The sequence below is a fragment of the Streptomyces aurantiacus JA 4570 genome (genome assembly GCF_000414115.1).
Taxonomy (GTDB): Bacteria; Actinomycetota; Actinomycetes; order Streptomycetales; family Streptomycetaceae; genus Streptomyces; species Streptomyces aurantiacus_A.
The window spans coordinates 18,161-31,939 of sequence record NZ_AOPZ01000078.1; the positions used below are offsets into that span (position 1 = coordinate 18,161).

Sequence of the window (13,779 nt, forward strand, 5' to 3'; positions counted from 1 at the left end):
GCACGGGCACAGGAGGGCGGCGGAGCGGTGTGGGTCAGACGGTGCCGGTGCGGCGGGCGGCGCGGCCCGAGATCTGCACGTGGTCGATGACGCCGGTGGCGGGGTCGCGGTGGAAGCGCCCGCCGGGCTCGTGCTTGCCGGTGGCCGGGTCGACGAGATCGCACGACAGGTCCGGGTAGCAGACCAGGGCCAGTGGCAGGTCACCGTCGATGGACAGCGTGGGGGAGCCGTCCGCGCCGAGGGTGATCCGGTATTCGGTCGGGCCGTTGTGGTAGGTGCCGGCGCATTCGGGGAGGGCGATGGGGTCGCCGCGGTGAGCGGGTGCCGGAGCGGTCGGCACCCGTGCGCCGGTGAGCCGGGTGAGGTCGTCGGTGAGGTCCTGCCACAGGGCGGTGGCGCCGCCGGCGTTGCCGGTGAAGGCGACGACCATGCCGCTTTCCGGCTCGGCCCGCAGGTGGCAGGAGGTGCCCTGCGCGTTGCCGTCGTGGCCGCACCACTGCCGGCCGTCCTGGTCGAACAGGGCGACGCCGAGCCCCCAGGCGTCCGCCAGGGCTCCCGGGCCCGCGCCGGGTTCGGGCCGTCGCATGCGGGCGGCGACGTCGGGCGGCAGCACGGCGGACCGGCCCGCCAGGGCTCTTCCGAGGTCCATCAGGTCCAGCGCGCCGGCCAGCAGGGCCCCGGCCGGTGCCTCCACCGGAGCCAGGTTCTGGTGGGCCGGGAGCAGTCGGCCGGTCGCCGTGTTGACGGCGTGGCCGGCGGCGCTGTGGCGGGCGGGAGCGGGGTCGCCGAGGAAGGCGGGCGCGGTGCCCAGGGGGTCGAGGAGCAGGGCCTGGACGGCTTCCCGCCAGGTCATGCCCGTCACCTGCTCCACGAGGCGGCCGGCGGCTATGTATCCGGCGTTGGAGTAGGAGAAGCCGGTGCCCGGTGCGAACAGCGCCTCTCGCGCGGTGCAGACCCCGGACAGGTAGCGGGAGACGGTGGTGCGGGCCGCGGTGTCCGAGTCCGGCCCGGTCGGCAACCCGGCGGTGTGGCCCAGTAGGTGACGGATCGTCACCTGCGGTAACTCCCGCAGTTCGGGGAGGTGGGAGGCGACCGGGTCGTCCAGGTCGAGGTCGTCGTCGGCGGCCAGGAGGAGGACGGCGGCGGCGGTGTAGACCTTGGTGACGGAGCCCAGCGGGACGGCCGTGTCGGCCGTGTACGCGCTGCCGGTGGCGACGTCGGCCGTACCGGTGTGGACGCTGATGACGTCCGCTCCGGTGTCCACGGCGAGGTGGGCTCCGGGCACCCGGTGGGTGTGGGCGAGGGTGTCGAGGCGGTGCTGCAACTCCTGGCGTAGCAGCGGTGCTTGCCGGTCGGCGACCGGTGCTGCTGTGGGATAAGGCATGAGAAGGAAACTCCCGATGGCTGTGGCTCGTGGAAGGCGGCACGCCGACCGGCGGGATGGCGGTGCGTGGTCGGCCGTGCCGGGTGCGGTCGCTAGGGCCTTTTGACCTCGACCGGCAGCTGGCGTACGCCGACGATGACGGCCGGATTCTGGTAAGTGACGTCGGCGTACGAGGGGATGGCGAGGTCGCGGTAGTCGTCGAGCAGCATGCGCAGCGCGATCCGCGCTTCCAGGCGGGCCAGGGGCGCGCCGAAGCAGAAGTGGATGCCGTGCCCGAACGTCAGGTGGTTGTTGGGGGCCCGGCGGATGTCGAGGGTGTCGGGCGCGGTGAACCGGCTCGGGTCGCGGTTGGCGGCACCCAGGTGCGCCATGACGAGGCTGTTGACGGGCAGTTCGTGGCCACCGAGCACCACGGGCCTGGCGATGCGGCGGCCCAGTTCGGGGAAGGGCGGCAGCAGGCGCAGCACCTCTTCGACGGCGTCCGGCAGCCGGTCGGGTTCCGCGCGCAGGGCGGTGAGCGTGCCGGGTTGCTGGTCGAAGGCCACCAGGGCGTTGCCCAGCAGGGCCGTGGTGGTGACGTGGCCGGCGACCAGGAGCAGGGCGACGAAGCCGACCATCTCCTGGTCCTCCAGGCGCACGCCGTCCACCTCGGCGGCTATGAGCTTGCTGATGAGGTCGTCGGCGGGGTGCGCGCGGCGGTGCCGGATGTGGTCGAGGACGTAGCTGTTCATCTCGCGCACGGTCGGCGCGATGGCTTCGAGCGCGCGCTCCAGGTCGGCCGCGTCGGGCGCGTCGCCGAGTTGGTCGCCGCCGAAGAGGGTGGCCGCCCACTCCTGGAACAGCGGGTGGTCGTCCGGCGGGATGCCGAGCAGTTCGGCGATCACGATGATCGGCAGCGGGTGGGCGAGGGTGCCGACGACGTCGAATCTGTCGCGGCCCGCGACGGTGTCGAGCAGGCGCCTGCACACCGCTTCGATGCGCGGTTCGAGGCCGTGCACCACGCGCGGCGTGAACGCCTGGCTCACGAGGGTGCGGAACTTGCGGTGCTCCGGTGGGTCCATGCCGACGAAGTTGCCCTGCTTGAAGGCGTCGAAGTCCTCCTGCGAGGGGGCGATCGGGGTCATGTCCGAGGAGTACGTCGCCGGGTCGGCGAGCACGGCGGCGACCCCTTGGTAGTCGACGACGTGCCACACGCCCTGCGCTTCGTCGAAGCGGACCGGCCCGGTCTCGCGCAAGGAGCGCCAGCGGTCGGTGAGCGTGGCGAAGGGTAGGTCTAAGTGTGCCTCTGTCGATTCGCTGCTGGTCACTTCTCTCCCTTGGATGGCGCGCGCGGGCACAGTGGGGCCACGGGCGGGCTGCTGCTGGGCGGTCGCGTGGGGCGCGCCGGACGAGGACGTCGTTGCGCCCCGGTCGGGCGGGCAGCGCGTGCAGGCGGGGGACGGCGAGGGCCGGGCATGCGTGCCACCGCCGCGCCCGCGGGCTTGAACTCGGCGCGCGGGCGGGCCAGTCGGGTCCGCGCGTCGCGCGGACCGACACATGCGCGGGTCTAGGCGCAGATGGCGTGCCTGCCGGGCGGTACGGCTGTCATCCGTCCGTCAACGGCGCCGCGTGAGCCGGCTCAACACGGCCGCCCCGGCGCACTTCGGTGCTTCGCCCGTACCTGGACGAAGGACGGCACCTGCTGTGCGAACCTTGCCGACATCACTCATCCCCCAGTGAAACGTTCCGCGCCGCTGTTTGCGCGCGTACTTCCCCATGCGCCTACGAACCGGTGGCGGCCCCGCAGAGGCCGGATGCCCGGGAGTGGAGTGAGGCGGTGCGCACACCCGACGGACGCCGTCCGACGCTCTGTTCGGTGCGCACTCGAACCACCTTCGTCCCGGTCGAACTCGGCCACAGTCTTCACGGTGGGTCACGGGATAGCAACCCCCTAAAGTTGAACGGATAGTGCTTCTGCTGCCGCACGCAGTAACCGGCGAGTAGCTTCCGCGAGGCCCCAACCTCGCACGACGCCCCCGGCCGAGCCGTCGCCTGCCTCCAGTGCCCGGCCCCCACCCCCTCAAACACACGCGTCCGGAAGACGGCGCGTTCTGCCCTGCGGACAAGTGACCGAAAACCACCCTCACCAGGGGCGGAAGCCGGATTGACAGCATGAACGATTAGCCGGTGCATACCAGTTGGCTGATTCCGCACCCCGACGAGCCCCAATCCGGGCCCGCGGCATTGACATGAGCCGGGCAGTTCCGTCGCGCCGGCGTACGAGCGACCGGGCCGAAGGGCGACGCCGCCGGGCTCAAGGGGGGAGCACTGGGGGCGCATGGTCACACCGCGTGCGCGGGCGCATGCCCCTGATGGAAGCGGCGTTCGCCGCCGCCACGGTCGCACCGAACGTCCGCCCCGCGTGCGCCCCGCCGGATCCGCTCTGCTGTTCCCCTTCTGGAGCGGCTCGGCACAAGACACTCGCCGCCCTCACCAGTGGCGAGGGCGGCGAGTGAACGATCACCGGCGGACGATCGGCCAACCGGCGGGAGCAGCCCACCGGCCGCACCGACCGGCCGGCTCCGACCGTGCGAGAGACCTGGTCAGTCGTTGACGCAGGTGTTGCCGAAGGCCGGGTTCAGCAGGCCGATGATGTCGATCGAGTTGCCGCAGAGGTTGATCGGGACGTGGAGCGGGATCTGGATCTGGTTGCCCGAGATCACGCCCGGGGAGTTGAGGGCAGCGCCCGAGGCACCCGCGTCTGCGGTCGCGAGGCCGGCCCCGCCCAGCACGAGGGCACCGGTTCCCAGCACGACAGCCGTCGTCTTCTTCATCGCGGACATGCTTCGTTCTCCTTGACATTGTTCCAGTGGAAGGCGCCCGGCGGGCCACACACGGCATCACGCGGACGGAGCACACCCGCCGAGCGCCTGAGCTGATCAACGTCTCCCGCACGCTCCGGACACGCCGGTTCCCCCGACCGGAGCCCTGCCCTCCCCCTGACGGGACGTCAGAACGTGCGGTCGCGCCCCTAGGAAGTACAAGGCCGCGTCGTTACCCTCCGGCGCATGATTTCCACGGTGGTCTGGGGTACCGGCAATGTCGGCCGCGCGGCGGTCCGCGCCGTCGACGCGCACCCGGCGCTGGAGCTCGCGGCCGTGGTCGTTCACAGCCGGGACAAGGTCGGCCGCGACGCCGGCGACCTCGGGGGGCTCGGCCGCGCGCTCGGGGTCACAGCCACCGCCGACATCGCGGCGGTGCTCGCCACCCGCCCCCGGGCCGTGGTGTACGCGGCGTCCGGCGACATCCGCCCCGACGACGCGCTCGCCGACGTCATCAAGGCGGTCCGGGCGGGTTGCGTGGTCGTCACGCCCTCGCTGTACACCTTCTACGACAAGCAGAGCACCCCGCCCGAGCTGCGGGACCCGGTCGTGGCCGCGATCGCGGACGGCGGTGGCTCCCTGTTCGTCTCCGGTGTCGACCCCGGCTGGGCCAACGACGTGCTGCCGCTGCTGATCAGCGGACTCGCCACCACCGTGGACGCGATCCGCTGCCAGGAGATCTTCGACTACTCCACGTACGACCAGGAGGACTCGGTCCGTCATCTGGTCGGCATGGGCCACCCGATGGACTACGAGCCGCCGATGCTCCTGGAGTCGGTGCCGACCATGGTATGGGGCGGACAGATACGCCTGATGTCCCGCGCCCTGGGCGTCGAACTCGACGAGATCCGCGAGACGGTGGACCGCCGCGCGCTGGACACGACGGTGCGCACCCGCACGATGGGGCAGTTCGACGCGGGCAGCCAGGGGGCCGTGCGGTTCGAGGTGCAGGGCATCGTCGACGGCGAACCCCGCATCGTCGTCGAGCACATCACCCGCATCCACCCGTCCTGCGCCCCGGACTGGCCCACTCCCCCGGACGGCGACGGCGCGCACCGGGTGGTGATCGAGGGCCGTCCCCGGATCGAGGTCACCGTCCAGGCCACCGACGAGGGCGAGAACCGGTCCGCGGGCGGGAACGCCACCGCGGTCGGCCGCCTGGTGGGCGCCATCGACTGGCTCGCGGCGGCGGAGCCCGGCCTCTACGACGCCCTCGACGTCCCGCTGCGCCCCGCGGTGGGCACCCTGGGAAGGAAGCATCCATGATCATCGACATCCCCGAGGGCCGGGAACCGATCGGGTACGTGTGGGGCGAGATGGTCCCCGGCATCGGGGCGGCGGCCGCGGACTTCTCGCTGGCGGTCTACGAGCACACGACCCTCGGCCTGCGCGAGTTCGAGGCCGCGCGCCTGCGGATCGCGCAGATCAACGGGTGCGCCTTCTGCCTCGACTGGCGTACCGAACGCGACGGACAGAAGGTCGAGGAGGGGTTCGCGGACGCGGTCACCCAATGGCGTACCACCGACGCCTTCGACGACCGCACCCGGCTGGCCGCCGAGTACGCCGAGCGGTACGCCCTCGACCACCACGGTCTCGACGACGGCTTCTGGACGCGGATGAAGGCGCACTACAGCCAGGCGGAGATCGTGGAACTGAGCATGAGCGTGGGCTCCTGGCTCGCGTTCGGCAGGCTCAACCACGTGCTGGGCATCGACAGCGTCTGCGTCCTCCCCCCGCATGGAGCGGTGCGCTGAACTTCCTTTCGCGGTCGGCGCGTTGTTGCCGTCCGGTGACATGCGGGACAGAGCCGTGACGTACGACAGGACAACGGTCGCAGGGCTCCACGGGTCGTAAGGAGCGTAGATCGCCATGTAGGGGGGCGGTCCCGATCCGCACGAAGCGGCGGGTCGACGAAAGCCGACTTGGGGAGACGAAGCATGAGCGTGCGTGTGAATGTGAGGCTGCTGGCGGTGGCCGTGGTGGTGGCCGGCTCGGGTGTCGCGGTGGGGACGGTTCCGGCTGCGGCCGACGAGGGTACGCCGCGGTTCCTGGCGCCGTCCGAGCTGCCGCCGCACGCGTCGTCGGACTGGTACGCGGGGCCGGTGACGGCCGGTCAGCCGGACCCGCTGCCGATGTGCGGGGGCGAGGCGCTGCCGTCGATCTCCGTGCACCGCGCGTACCGCACGGACCTCGACACCGGGGCCCTGCAGGTGACGGTGGTCGAACGCAGCGAGCAGCGGGCCAAGGACTTCGCCGAGCTGGTCCGCAAGGACCTCGCCGGCTGCGCGAAGAAGGTGATGAAGCAGAACCCGGACATCACCGCGGCGCAGAAGTACTACGGCAAGGTGAACGCCGAGGAGGGCGCGTACGTCTACGGCGTCCACACCAAGGCCCCCTGGGGAGCCTCGGACATCAACATGTACGCGGTGGGCCGCGACGGCAACACGGTGACGCTCGTCCACTGGGGGCAGATGGGCGGCTTCGCCGACGCCCCGGTGGCCGGTTTCAAGACCACCACCGCCACGGCCGTGAACAAGCTGTACTGACCCACCGCCCCTGGTCCCGCGGCGCCGAGAGGCCCCGCAGTCGCGCGTCCGCGCGGCTGCGGGGCCTCTCGGGCTGTGTCCGGCCCCGGGGTCAGCGGTGGTGACCGAAGGTGCCCTCGTGGTCGTAGGAGAAGCCGACGCCTTCGGTGATGCCCAGCGGGCCACCGACGTTGCTGAAGGCGCCGCCCTTGCCCTCGTGGTCGTAGCCCGGGCCCCCGTCCGCGGCGGCCGTGCCGGCCCCGAGTGCGAGGACGGACGCGGTGAAGACTGCGGCGAGGATGGTCGAGCGAACACGCATGGGATTATTCCTCCCGATATATGCGGATAGTGCTACTGGTTGTCCTCCCGCGATGTCCGGGAAAAGTAACCAGGGCCGTCTACTCGCCACCCGAAGAGAGGAGCCCCGAAAAGAGGAGTCAGTCCGTGCCGAACTCCATCGCGGCGCGGTCCAGCATCTCGTCGTCGCCGGAGACCTCACCGCGCGATGCGATGGCCTCGGCGCCGCCCTCGGGGACGCTGCCGATCAGGCCGGTCGCGGCCGCCTGCGCGGCACCGACGGCGGGCGTCCCGGAGCCGACCAGGCCGAGGCCCGCGTACTGCTCCAGCTTGGCCCGCGAGTCGGCGATGTCGAGGTTGCGCATGGTGAGCTGGCCGATCCGGTCCACCGGGCCGAACGCCGAGTCCTCGGTGCGCTCCATGGACAGCTTGTCCGGGTGGTAGCTGAACGCCGGGCCGGTGGTGTCGAGGATCGAGTAGTCCTCACCGCGCCGCAGCCGCAGCGTCACCTCGCCGGTGACGGCCGCGCCGACCCAGCGCTGCAGCGACTCGCGCACCATCAGCGCCTGCGGGTCCAGCCAGCGGCCCTCGTACATCAGCCGGCCGAGGCGCCGGCCCTCGTTGTGGTACTGGGCGAGCGTGTCCTCGTTGTGGATCGCGTTGACCAGGCGCTCGTACGCGGCGTGCAGCAGGGCCATGCCGGGGGCCTCGTAGATGCCGCGGCTCTTGGCCTCGATGATGCGGTTCTCGATCTGGTCGGACATGCCCATGCCGTGGCGGCCGCCGATGGCGTTGGCCTCCATGACCAGGTCGACGGCGGAGGCGAACTCCTTGCCGTTGATCGTCACCGGCCTGCCCTGGTCGAAGCCGATCGTCACGTCCTCGGCCGCGATCTCGACCGACGGGTCCCAGAACCGCACGCCCATGATCGGCTCGACGGTCTCCACGCCGGTGTCGAGGTGCTCCAGGGTCTTGGCCTCGTGGGTGGCGCCCCAGATGTTGGCGTCGGTGGAGTACGCCTTCTCGGTGCTGTCGCGGTAGGGCAGGTCGTGGGCGAGCAGCCACTCCGACATTTCCTTGCGGCCGCCGAGCTCGGTCACGAAGTCCGCGTCCAGCCAGGGCTTGTAGATCCGCAGGCGCGGGTTGGCGAGCAGGCCGTACCGGTAGAACCGCTCGATGTCGTTGCCCTTGAAGGTCGAGCCGTCGCCCCAGATCTGTACGTCGTCCTCGAGCATCGCCCGGACCAGGAGGGTGCCCGTGACGGCGCGGCCAAGCGGCGTGGTGTTGAAGTAGGCGCGCCCGCCCGAGCGGATGTGGAACGCCCCGCAGGTGAGCGCGGCGAGGCCCTCCTCGACCAGCGCCACGCGGCAGTCCACCAGGCGCGCGATCTCGGCGCCGTAGGTCTTCGCGCGGCCGGGCACCGAGGCGATGTCGGGCTCGTCGTACTGGCCGATGTCGGCGGTGTAGGTGCACGGGACAGCACCCTTGTCGCGCATCCACGCGACCGCGACCGAGGTGTCGAGGCCGCCCGAGAAGGCGATGCCGACGCGCTCGCCGGCGGGAAGGGAGGTGAGGACCTTAGACATGGGAAGAGTATGCACCTTCCCGCATGATCATGCAAAGAGGATTCAGGCAGGAACCGCGGACAGGAACGCCCGGGTCGCGGGCGTGGGGTTGAACCTGCTCCAGGCGAGATATTCGACGCGGCTCGGACCGTCGGTGAGCGTGAGCACCCGGACGTCCGGGCTGGAGCGGGCGATGGCGGCGGGCAGCAGGGCGACCGCGAGCCCCCGGCCGACGAACCGCATCATCAGCTCGGCGGACATCATTTCGTAGGCGACGTCGCGCTCCAGCTCCGCCGCCTCGAAGGCCCGGTCACTCTGCACCCGGCCTCCCGAACCGACGGGAAAGTCGGCGAAGGGCGAGTCCGCGAGCTGATGGAGGGCGACCTCGCCGCGGTCCGCGAGCGCGTGCGTGGGAGACACGACGGCGACGAGCGGCCCCCCTCCTTCCAGACACGACGGCGACGAGCGGCCCCCGGCCGAGCTCCCGCGCCTCCACGCCCTGCGGCGGGTTCCCGGCCGCCAGACCGAGGAACGCCACATCCAGGTCGCCCGCGGCGACCTCGGCCGCCATGACGTCGCTGGCGCCGACGTGCAGGCCCACCCGCACGTGGGGGTGCCGCTCACGGAACCGCTGGAGGACCGCGGCGATGTCGACCGCCGTCACGGTGGGGATGATCCCGACGGCCAGCCGGCCGCGCACCTCGCCCACCGCGGCGGCCGCGTCGCTCACGGCCCGGTCGGCGGCCTCCAGGGACTGTCGCGCGCCGACGAGGAACGCCTCACCGGCCGGCGTCAGCTCCACCCGCCGACTGGTCCTGGCGAACAGCTTCACCCCCAACTCCCGCTCCAGACTCCCGATTTGGTGACTCAACGCCGACTGGGCGACGAAGCACTGCCGGGCGGCCCGGGTGAAGTTCCTGGTCTCCGCGACGGCGACGACGTACCGAAGTTGACGAAGTTCCACGCGATCCATCTCCAAACACGATTGGTTCCATGCCAACCATATGTTGGACGGATGGATGGCGGTGGACTGAGACTTCCCGCATGACCACTTCACCGCCCCGGCAGCAGCTGCCGGAACAGGCCCGGGAACGGGCACGGACCGCTCGCTCCACCCGTGCCGGCCTCACGGGCGGCACCGTCGCGCTGATCGCCGCCACGGCCCTCGCGCCCGCCGCGTGGGGCACCACGTACGCGGTGACGACCGAGCTGCTGCCGCCCGACCACCCGTTGTTCGCCGCCCTGTTGCGGTCGCTGCCCGGCGGCCTGCTGCTCCTGCTGGTCACGCGCACCCTGCCCCGCGGCGACTGGTGGTGGAAGGCAGCCGTGCTCGGCGCCCTCAACATCGGTGCCTTCTTCCCGCTCCTCTTCCTGACCGCGGAGCTGCTTCCCGGCGGGGTCGCGGCGACGCTCGGCGCCGTACAGCCGATCATCGTCGCGGGGCTGGCGGTGGTCGTGCTGCGGGAGCGGCCCTCGACCTGGCGCGTCGGGTGGGGTGTCGCCGGGGCCGTCGGCGTCGGGCTCGTCGTCCTCGGGCCGACCGCGCGACTCGACGGGGTCGGCATCGTCGCGGGCCTCGCGGGCGCCGGCTCGATGGCCCTGGGCATGATCCTCACCAAGCACTGGAGCCGTCCCGGCGAAGTCGGCCCGGTGACGCTCGCCGGCTGGCAACTGACCGCGGGCGGTCTCGTCCTGCTCCCGCTCACGCTCCTCGTCGAAGGCGCTCCCCCGCACCTGGACGGGTCCGCGGTGACCGGCTACCTGTGGCTCGGCACCGTCGGCGGCTTCGTCGCCCACGCGCTGTGGTTCCGGGGCATCGGACGCCTCCCGGTCACCGCGACCGCCATGCTCGTCCTGCTCTCGCCCCTGGTCGCCGCGCTCATCGGCGCCTTCGCCCTCGGCGAGGACTTCACGCTCGGCCAACTCGCCGGATTCGCCCTCGCCCTGACGGCGCTCGTCGCCGGACAGCTCAGCCCCCGCCAACTCACCAGATCTCCCAAGGAGTGACGATTCACATGAAGATCGCCGTCATCGGAGCCACCGGCATGGTCGGCAGCCGCGTCACCGCCGAGGCCGTACGCCGCGACCACACCGTCACCGCCGTCTCCCGTCGCCCCGCCGCCCCCGGTTCCTTCCCGGAAGGGGTCGACACGGTGGCCGCGGACGTCACCGACCCCGACGCCCTGCGCCCGCTCCTCGCCGCCGCCGACGCCGCCGTCCTGACCATCCGCCCCGCTCCCGGGTCCGAGGCCACGCTGGCTCCCGCGACCACCGGGGTGCTCGACGTCGCCGCCGCCACCGGGACGCGGCTGCTCGTCGTGGGAGGCGCAGGACCGCTGCGCAGCCCGGACCGGCCCGATCTGCTCGTCTCCGACAATCCCGCGTACGTCCCCGCCCAATGGCGCCCCATCGCGGCCGCCAGCACCGAACAGCTGCGGGCCTGCGAGCGTCACCCCGGTGCCAAGTGGACCCTCCTCAGCCCGCCCGCGATTCTCGAGCCGGGCGAGCGCACCGGGACCTACCGCACAGGCACCGACACCCTCCTGGTGGGCTCCGACGGGCGCTCGCGCATCAGCGCCGAGGACCTCGCGATCGCCGTGCTCGACGAGCTGGAGTCTCCGTCGGGGCGGCGCCATCTGACCGTCGCCCACTGACCGGTGTCGGCGGTCGCGCCCGCTCCGATGGGTCGGCGCGACGCCGCGCCGACCCATCGGGCAGCCCCTAGTCACTCGTGAGCAGGCCCGTCCGCAGGCGGGCCAGGGTGCGGGAGAGCAGCCGTGACACATGCATCTGCGAGATGCCCAGGACGCTGCCGATCTCGGCCTGGGTCATCTCCTGTCCGAAGCGCATCTCGATGATGCGGCGCTCCCGCTCGTCGAGCTCCGCCAGGAGCGGAGCGAGGGCGTGCAGGTGCTCGAAGACCTCGATGGCGGGGTCCGGGTCGCCCATGACGTCGGCGAGGGAACGGCCGTTGCGGTGCCCCTCGCCGTCGTCGTTCGGATCGTGCGGGGCGTCCAGGGACCCGGCCGCGTAACCATTGGCGGCCATGATCCCTTCCAGCGCTTCCTCCTCGGTGACCTCCAGGTCCGCCGCGAGCTCCTTGACGGTCGGCTCGCGACCGAGCGCGGAGGCCAGCCTCTCCTGGGAACGGGACAGCCCGGCACGCAGCTCCTGCAGTCTGCGCGGAACGTGCACGGCCCAGCTCGTGTCGCGGAAGTAGCGCTTGATCTCGCCGAGGATCCAGGGAACGGCGAACGAGGTGAACTCGAACCCGCGGCTCACGTCGAACCGGTCGATCGCCTTGATCAGGCCCACGGTCCCGACCTGGACGATGTCCTCCATCTGGCCGTTGCCGCGGTGCCGGTACCGGCTCGCCACATAGTGCACGAGGGTCAGGTTCATCTCGATCAGGGTGCCGCGCGCGTACTCGTGCTCGCGCGTCCCCTCCTCCAGCGTCCCGAGCCGGTCGAAGAACAGCTTCGACAGCTCCCGCGCGTCCCTCGGCGCGACCTGCCCGGCCTCCTCGATCCACGGCAGCCCGGACGCCTCGCCCCGCCCGCCCCCGGCAGGACCGGCCGCCCGGTCGACGCCGACCGCCCCGAAAGGCGTCGCCCGGCTCGCCAGACTCGCCTGACACTCCCGACGCGCACGACTCACGCGCTGGTCGTTCACCCCGATACCACTCGGCACAGCAGCCCTCTCCTCACCCGGTTCGTGCGGTCTCGCGAGTGGTTCCGCAGACGGCGGGCCGCGTACCGGGACCTTGCTCACCCGCCTCGGGGACCATGGCCATCTCTCCGGCGGACCCAAAGGCCCGGAACCGGTCAGGTCAGCTGCTCGGGCGCGATGCGGGACCCGGTGTGAGACTGCGTGGGAGGAGGCGGTGATCACAGATGGCGAGCCAACCGAGGGTGCCCGGTCCCGGAGAGCAGCTGCTCGAACAACTGCTCTCCTCGGCCCACGCGGCGACCGCGATGGAGCTGCCCGCCCTGGTGCAGCGGTTCGCGGATGCCGCCGGGCTCGACCGCGTCGACGTGTACCTCGTGGACCTGCAACAGCGCAGTCTGGTGCCGTTGGCCGACGGACCGCCCGTGCTCGGTGTGGACACCTCCGTGGCCGGTTCGGCCTACCGGGCCCACGCGCTGCGCGTCGAGGAACTGCCGCAGGGCAGGATCACCACCTGGCTGCCCCTGATCGACGGGGCGGAGCGTCTCGGCGTCATCGGCGCCACCGCCCCGGCCATCGACGGCGCGCTGCTGCGGCGCTGCCGCATGCTGGCCTCGCTCCTGGCCATGGTGATCACCTCGAAGCGGTCGTCCAGCGACAGCTTCGCGCGCCGGACCCGGTCCGAGACGATGCAGCTCCCCGCCGAGATGCTCCGCGCCTTCCTGCCGCCCCGCACGATCGGCAACTCACGCGTGATCTCGACCGCCGTCCTCGAGCCGGCGTACGAGATCGGCGGTGATGTCTTCGACCACTCGCTGACCCGGTCCACCCTGCACCTGGCCATCCTGGACGCCATGGGCCACAACCTCGCGTCCGGTCTGACGACCGCCGTGGCCATGGCGGGCTGCCGCAACGCCCGCCGGGCGGAGGCCCCGCTGCCCGAACTCGTCGACAACATCCAGCAGGCGCTCGCCCAGTGGCTGCCCGAGCAGTTCTGTACGGGGATCTTCGCCCAGCTCGGCCTCGCCGAGGGCGTCCTGCGCTGGTGCAACTGCGGCCATCCGCCGCCGCTGCTGATCCGCGACCACCGCGTACTCGACCGCGCGCTGGAGCGGCAGGCGCAGCCGCCCATGGGGACGCCCGCCCTGCTGGCCGACGTCCGGTGGGAGGTCCACGAGGAGGCCCTCCAGCCGGGCGACCGGGTGCTCATGTACACCGACGGCGTGACCGAGCTGCGTACGGGAGGGGGCGCCGAGTTCGGCCTGGAGCGGTTCACCGACAGCATCATCCGGGCGACGGCCGCGGGGGAATCGGCGCCGGAGGCACTGCGGCAGCTCATCCACTCCATCCTCGACCGGCAGGAGAACCAACTGCGCGACGACGCGACGCTGTTGCTCCTCGAGTGGTGCCCGCCGGAGAGCGGCTGACTCGGCCGTGGGGGCCCCGGGGCGAGGTGCGTGACCGCCCCGGGGCGAGGCGAG

At 71.9% G+C, this 13,779-nt stretch carries 14 protein-coding genes; 6 read left to right on the forward strand and 8 right to left on the reverse strand.

Annotated features, from left to right (window positions below):
* Window positions 1–34: 34 nt before the first annotated feature.
* The 3 genes from STRAU_RS10825 to STRAU_RS10835 all read right to left on the reverse strand — a co-directional run bounded on the left by STRAU_RS10825 (window position 35) and on the right by STRAU_RS10835 (window position 4,206).
* The gene (locus STRAU_RS10825; protein ID WP_037658623.1) at window positions 35–1,384 is read right to left on the reverse strand and encodes a serine hydrolase domain-containing protein; all 1,350 of its coding nucleotides are present in this window, start codon (window positions 1,382–1,384) and stop codon (window positions 35–37) included.
* Between the two features lie 92 nt (window positions 1,385–1,476).
* Window positions 1,477–2,691, reverse strand: a complete 1,215-nt coding sequence (locus STRAU_RS10830; protein ID WP_037658626.1) for a cytochrome P450 — start codon at window positions 2,689–2,691, stop codon at window positions 1,477–1,479.
* A gap of 1,275 nt (window positions 2,692–3,966) precedes the next feature.
* Window positions 3,967–4,206 carry a chaplin gene (locus STRAU_RS10835; protein ID WP_016640333.1) on the reverse strand — a complete coding sequence of 80 codons (240 nt, stop codon included), beginning with the start codon at window positions 4,204–4,206 and terminating at the stop codon, window positions 3,967–3,969.
* A 225-nt stretch (window positions 4,207–4,431) separates the two neighbouring features.
* Between STRAU_RS10835 and STRAU_RS10840 the strand changes: the two genes are divergently transcribed.
* The 3 genes from STRAU_RS10840 to STRAU_RS10850 all read left to right on the forward strand — a co-directional run bounded on the left by STRAU_RS10840 (window position 4,432) and on the right by STRAU_RS10850 (window position 6,791).
* Window positions 4,432–5,511 (forward strand): NAD(P)H-dependent amine dehydrogenase family protein, encoded by a 1,080-nt coding sequence (locus tag STRAU_RS10840; RefSeq protein WP_016640334.1) that lies wholly within the window; start codon window positions 4,432–4,434, stop codon window positions 5,509–5,511.
* The gene (locus STRAU_RS10845) at window positions 5,508–5,999 is read left to right on the forward strand and encodes a carboxymuconolactone decarboxylase family protein (protein WP_016640335.1); all 492 of its coding nucleotides are present in this window, start codon (window positions 5,508–5,510) and stop codon (window positions 5,997–5,999) included. The genes STRAU_RS10840 and STRAU_RS10845 overlap by 4 nt, the downstream gene beginning before the upstream one ends.
* A 183-nt stretch (window positions 6,000–6,182) precedes the next feature.
* Window positions 6,183–6,791 (forward strand): hypothetical protein, encoded by a 609-nt coding sequence (locus tag STRAU_RS10850; RefSeq protein WP_037658637.1) that lies wholly within the window; start codon window positions 6,183–6,185, stop codon window positions 6,789–6,791.
* A gap of 91 nt (window positions 6,792–6,882) precedes the next feature.
* Here the strand turns inward: STRAU_RS10850 and STRAU_RS10855 are convergent, their stop codons facing one another.
* The 4 genes from STRAU_RS10855 to STRAU_RS10865 form a co-directional block, all read right to left on the reverse strand.
* Complete coding sequence (locus STRAU_RS10855) at window positions 6,883–7,089, reverse strand: hypothetical protein (RefSeq protein ID WP_016640337.1); 207 nt, start codon at window positions 7,087–7,089, stop codon at window positions 6,883–6,885.
* A gap of 118 nt (window positions 7,090–7,207) precedes the next feature.
* On the reverse strand, window positions 7,208–8,653 hold the full coding sequence (argG, locus tag STRAU_RS10860; RefSeq protein ID WP_016640338.1) for an argininosuccinate synthase: 1,446 nt from the start codon (window positions 8,651–8,653) through the stop codon (window positions 7,208–7,210).
* Between the two features lie 42 nt (window positions 8,654–8,695).
* Complete coding sequence (locus STRAU_RS44645) at window positions 8,696–8,953, reverse strand: LysR substrate-binding domain-containing protein (protein WP_016640339.1); 258 nt, start codon at window positions 8,951–8,953, stop codon at window positions 8,696–8,698.
* Window positions 8,943–9,596: a LysR family transcriptional regulator gene (locus tag STRAU_RS10865; RefSeq protein WP_397892062.1), complete on the reverse strand. Its 654-nt coding sequence runs from the start codon at window positions 9,594–9,596 to the stop codon at window positions 8,943–8,945. Before STRAU_RS10865 ends, STRAU_RS44645 begins: the two co-directional genes overlap by 11 nt.
* Before the next feature lie 80 nt (window positions 9,597–9,676).
* On the opposite strand from STRAU_RS10865, the gene STRAU_RS10870 reads away from it, so the two are divergent.
* Together STRAU_RS10870 and STRAU_RS10875 are read left to right on the forward strand one after the other, a co-directional pair.
* The gene (locus tag STRAU_RS10870; RefSeq protein WP_016640341.1) at window positions 9,677–10,639 is read left to right on the forward strand and encodes an EamA family transporter; all 963 of its coding nucleotides are present in this window, start codon (window positions 9,677–9,679) and stop codon (window positions 10,637–10,639) included.
* A gap of 8 nt (window positions 10,640–10,647) precedes the next feature.
* Window positions 10,648–11,286, forward strand: a complete 639-nt coding sequence (locus STRAU_RS10875; RefSeq protein ID WP_016640342.1) for an NAD(P)-dependent oxidoreductase — start codon at window positions 10,648–10,650, stop codon at window positions 11,284–11,286.
* Window positions 11,287–11,353: 67 nt separating this feature from the next.
* Here STRAU_RS10875 and STRAU_RS10880 read toward each other — a convergent pair whose 3' ends face one another.
* The gene (locus STRAU_RS10880) at window positions 11,354–12,169 is read right to left on the reverse strand and encodes a SigB/SigF/SigG family RNA polymerase sigma factor (RefSeq protein WP_259299884.1); all 816 of its coding nucleotides are present in this window, start codon (window positions 12,167–12,169) and stop codon (window positions 11,354–11,356) included.
* Between the two features lie 356 nt (window positions 12,170–12,525).
* Here STRAU_RS10880 and STRAU_RS10885 point away from each other — a divergent pair, with 356 nt between their 5' ends.
* Window positions 12,526–13,725 (forward strand): PP2C family protein-serine/threonine phosphatase, encoded by a 1,200-nt coding sequence (locus STRAU_RS10885; RefSeq protein WP_037658638.1) that lies wholly within the window; start codon window positions 12,526–12,528, stop codon window positions 13,723–13,725.
* Window positions 13,726–13,779 lie beyond the last annotated feature (54 nt).

Coding starts and splice junctions, on each gene's coding strand:
- STRAU_RS10840 (WP_016640334.1), top strand. CDS start 4,432: ATGATTTCCACGGTGGTCTGGGGTACCGGCAATGTCGGCCGCGCGGCG.
- STRAU_RS10825 (WP_037658623.1), bottom strand. CDS start 1,384: ATGCCTTATCCCACAGCAGCACCGGTCGCCGACCGGCAAGCACCGCTG.
- argG (WP_016640338.1), bottom strand. CDS start 8,653: ATGTCTAAGGTCCTCACCTCCCTTCCCGCCGGCGAGCGCGTCGGCATC.
- STRAU_RS10835 (WP_016640333.1), bottom strand. CDS start 4,206: ATGTCCGCGATGAAGAAGACGACGGCTGTCGTGCTGGGAACCGGTGCC.
- STRAU_RS10850 (WP_037658637.1), top strand. CDS start 6,183: ATGAGCGTGCGTGTGAATGTGAGGCTGCTGGCGGTGGCCGTGGTGGTG.
- STRAU_RS10845 (WP_016640335.1), top strand. CDS start 5,508: ATGATCATCGACATCCCCGAGGGCCGGGAACCGATCGGGTACGTGTGG.
- STRAU_RS10875 (WP_016640342.1), top strand. CDS start 10,648: ATGAAGATCGCCGTCATCGGAGCCACCGGCATGGTCGGCAGCCGCGTC.
- STRAU_RS10870 (WP_016640341.1), top strand. CDS start 9,677: ATGACCACTTCACCGCCCCGGCAGCAGCTGCCGGAACAGGCCCGGGAA.
- STRAU_RS10885 (WP_037658638.1), top strand. CDS start 12,526: ATGGCGAGCCAACCGAGGGTGCCCGGTCCCGGAGAGCAGCTGCTCGAA.
- STRAU_RS10855 (WP_016640337.1), bottom strand. CDS start 7,089: ATGCGTGTTCGCTCGACCATCCTCGCCGCAGTCTTCACCGCGTCCGTC.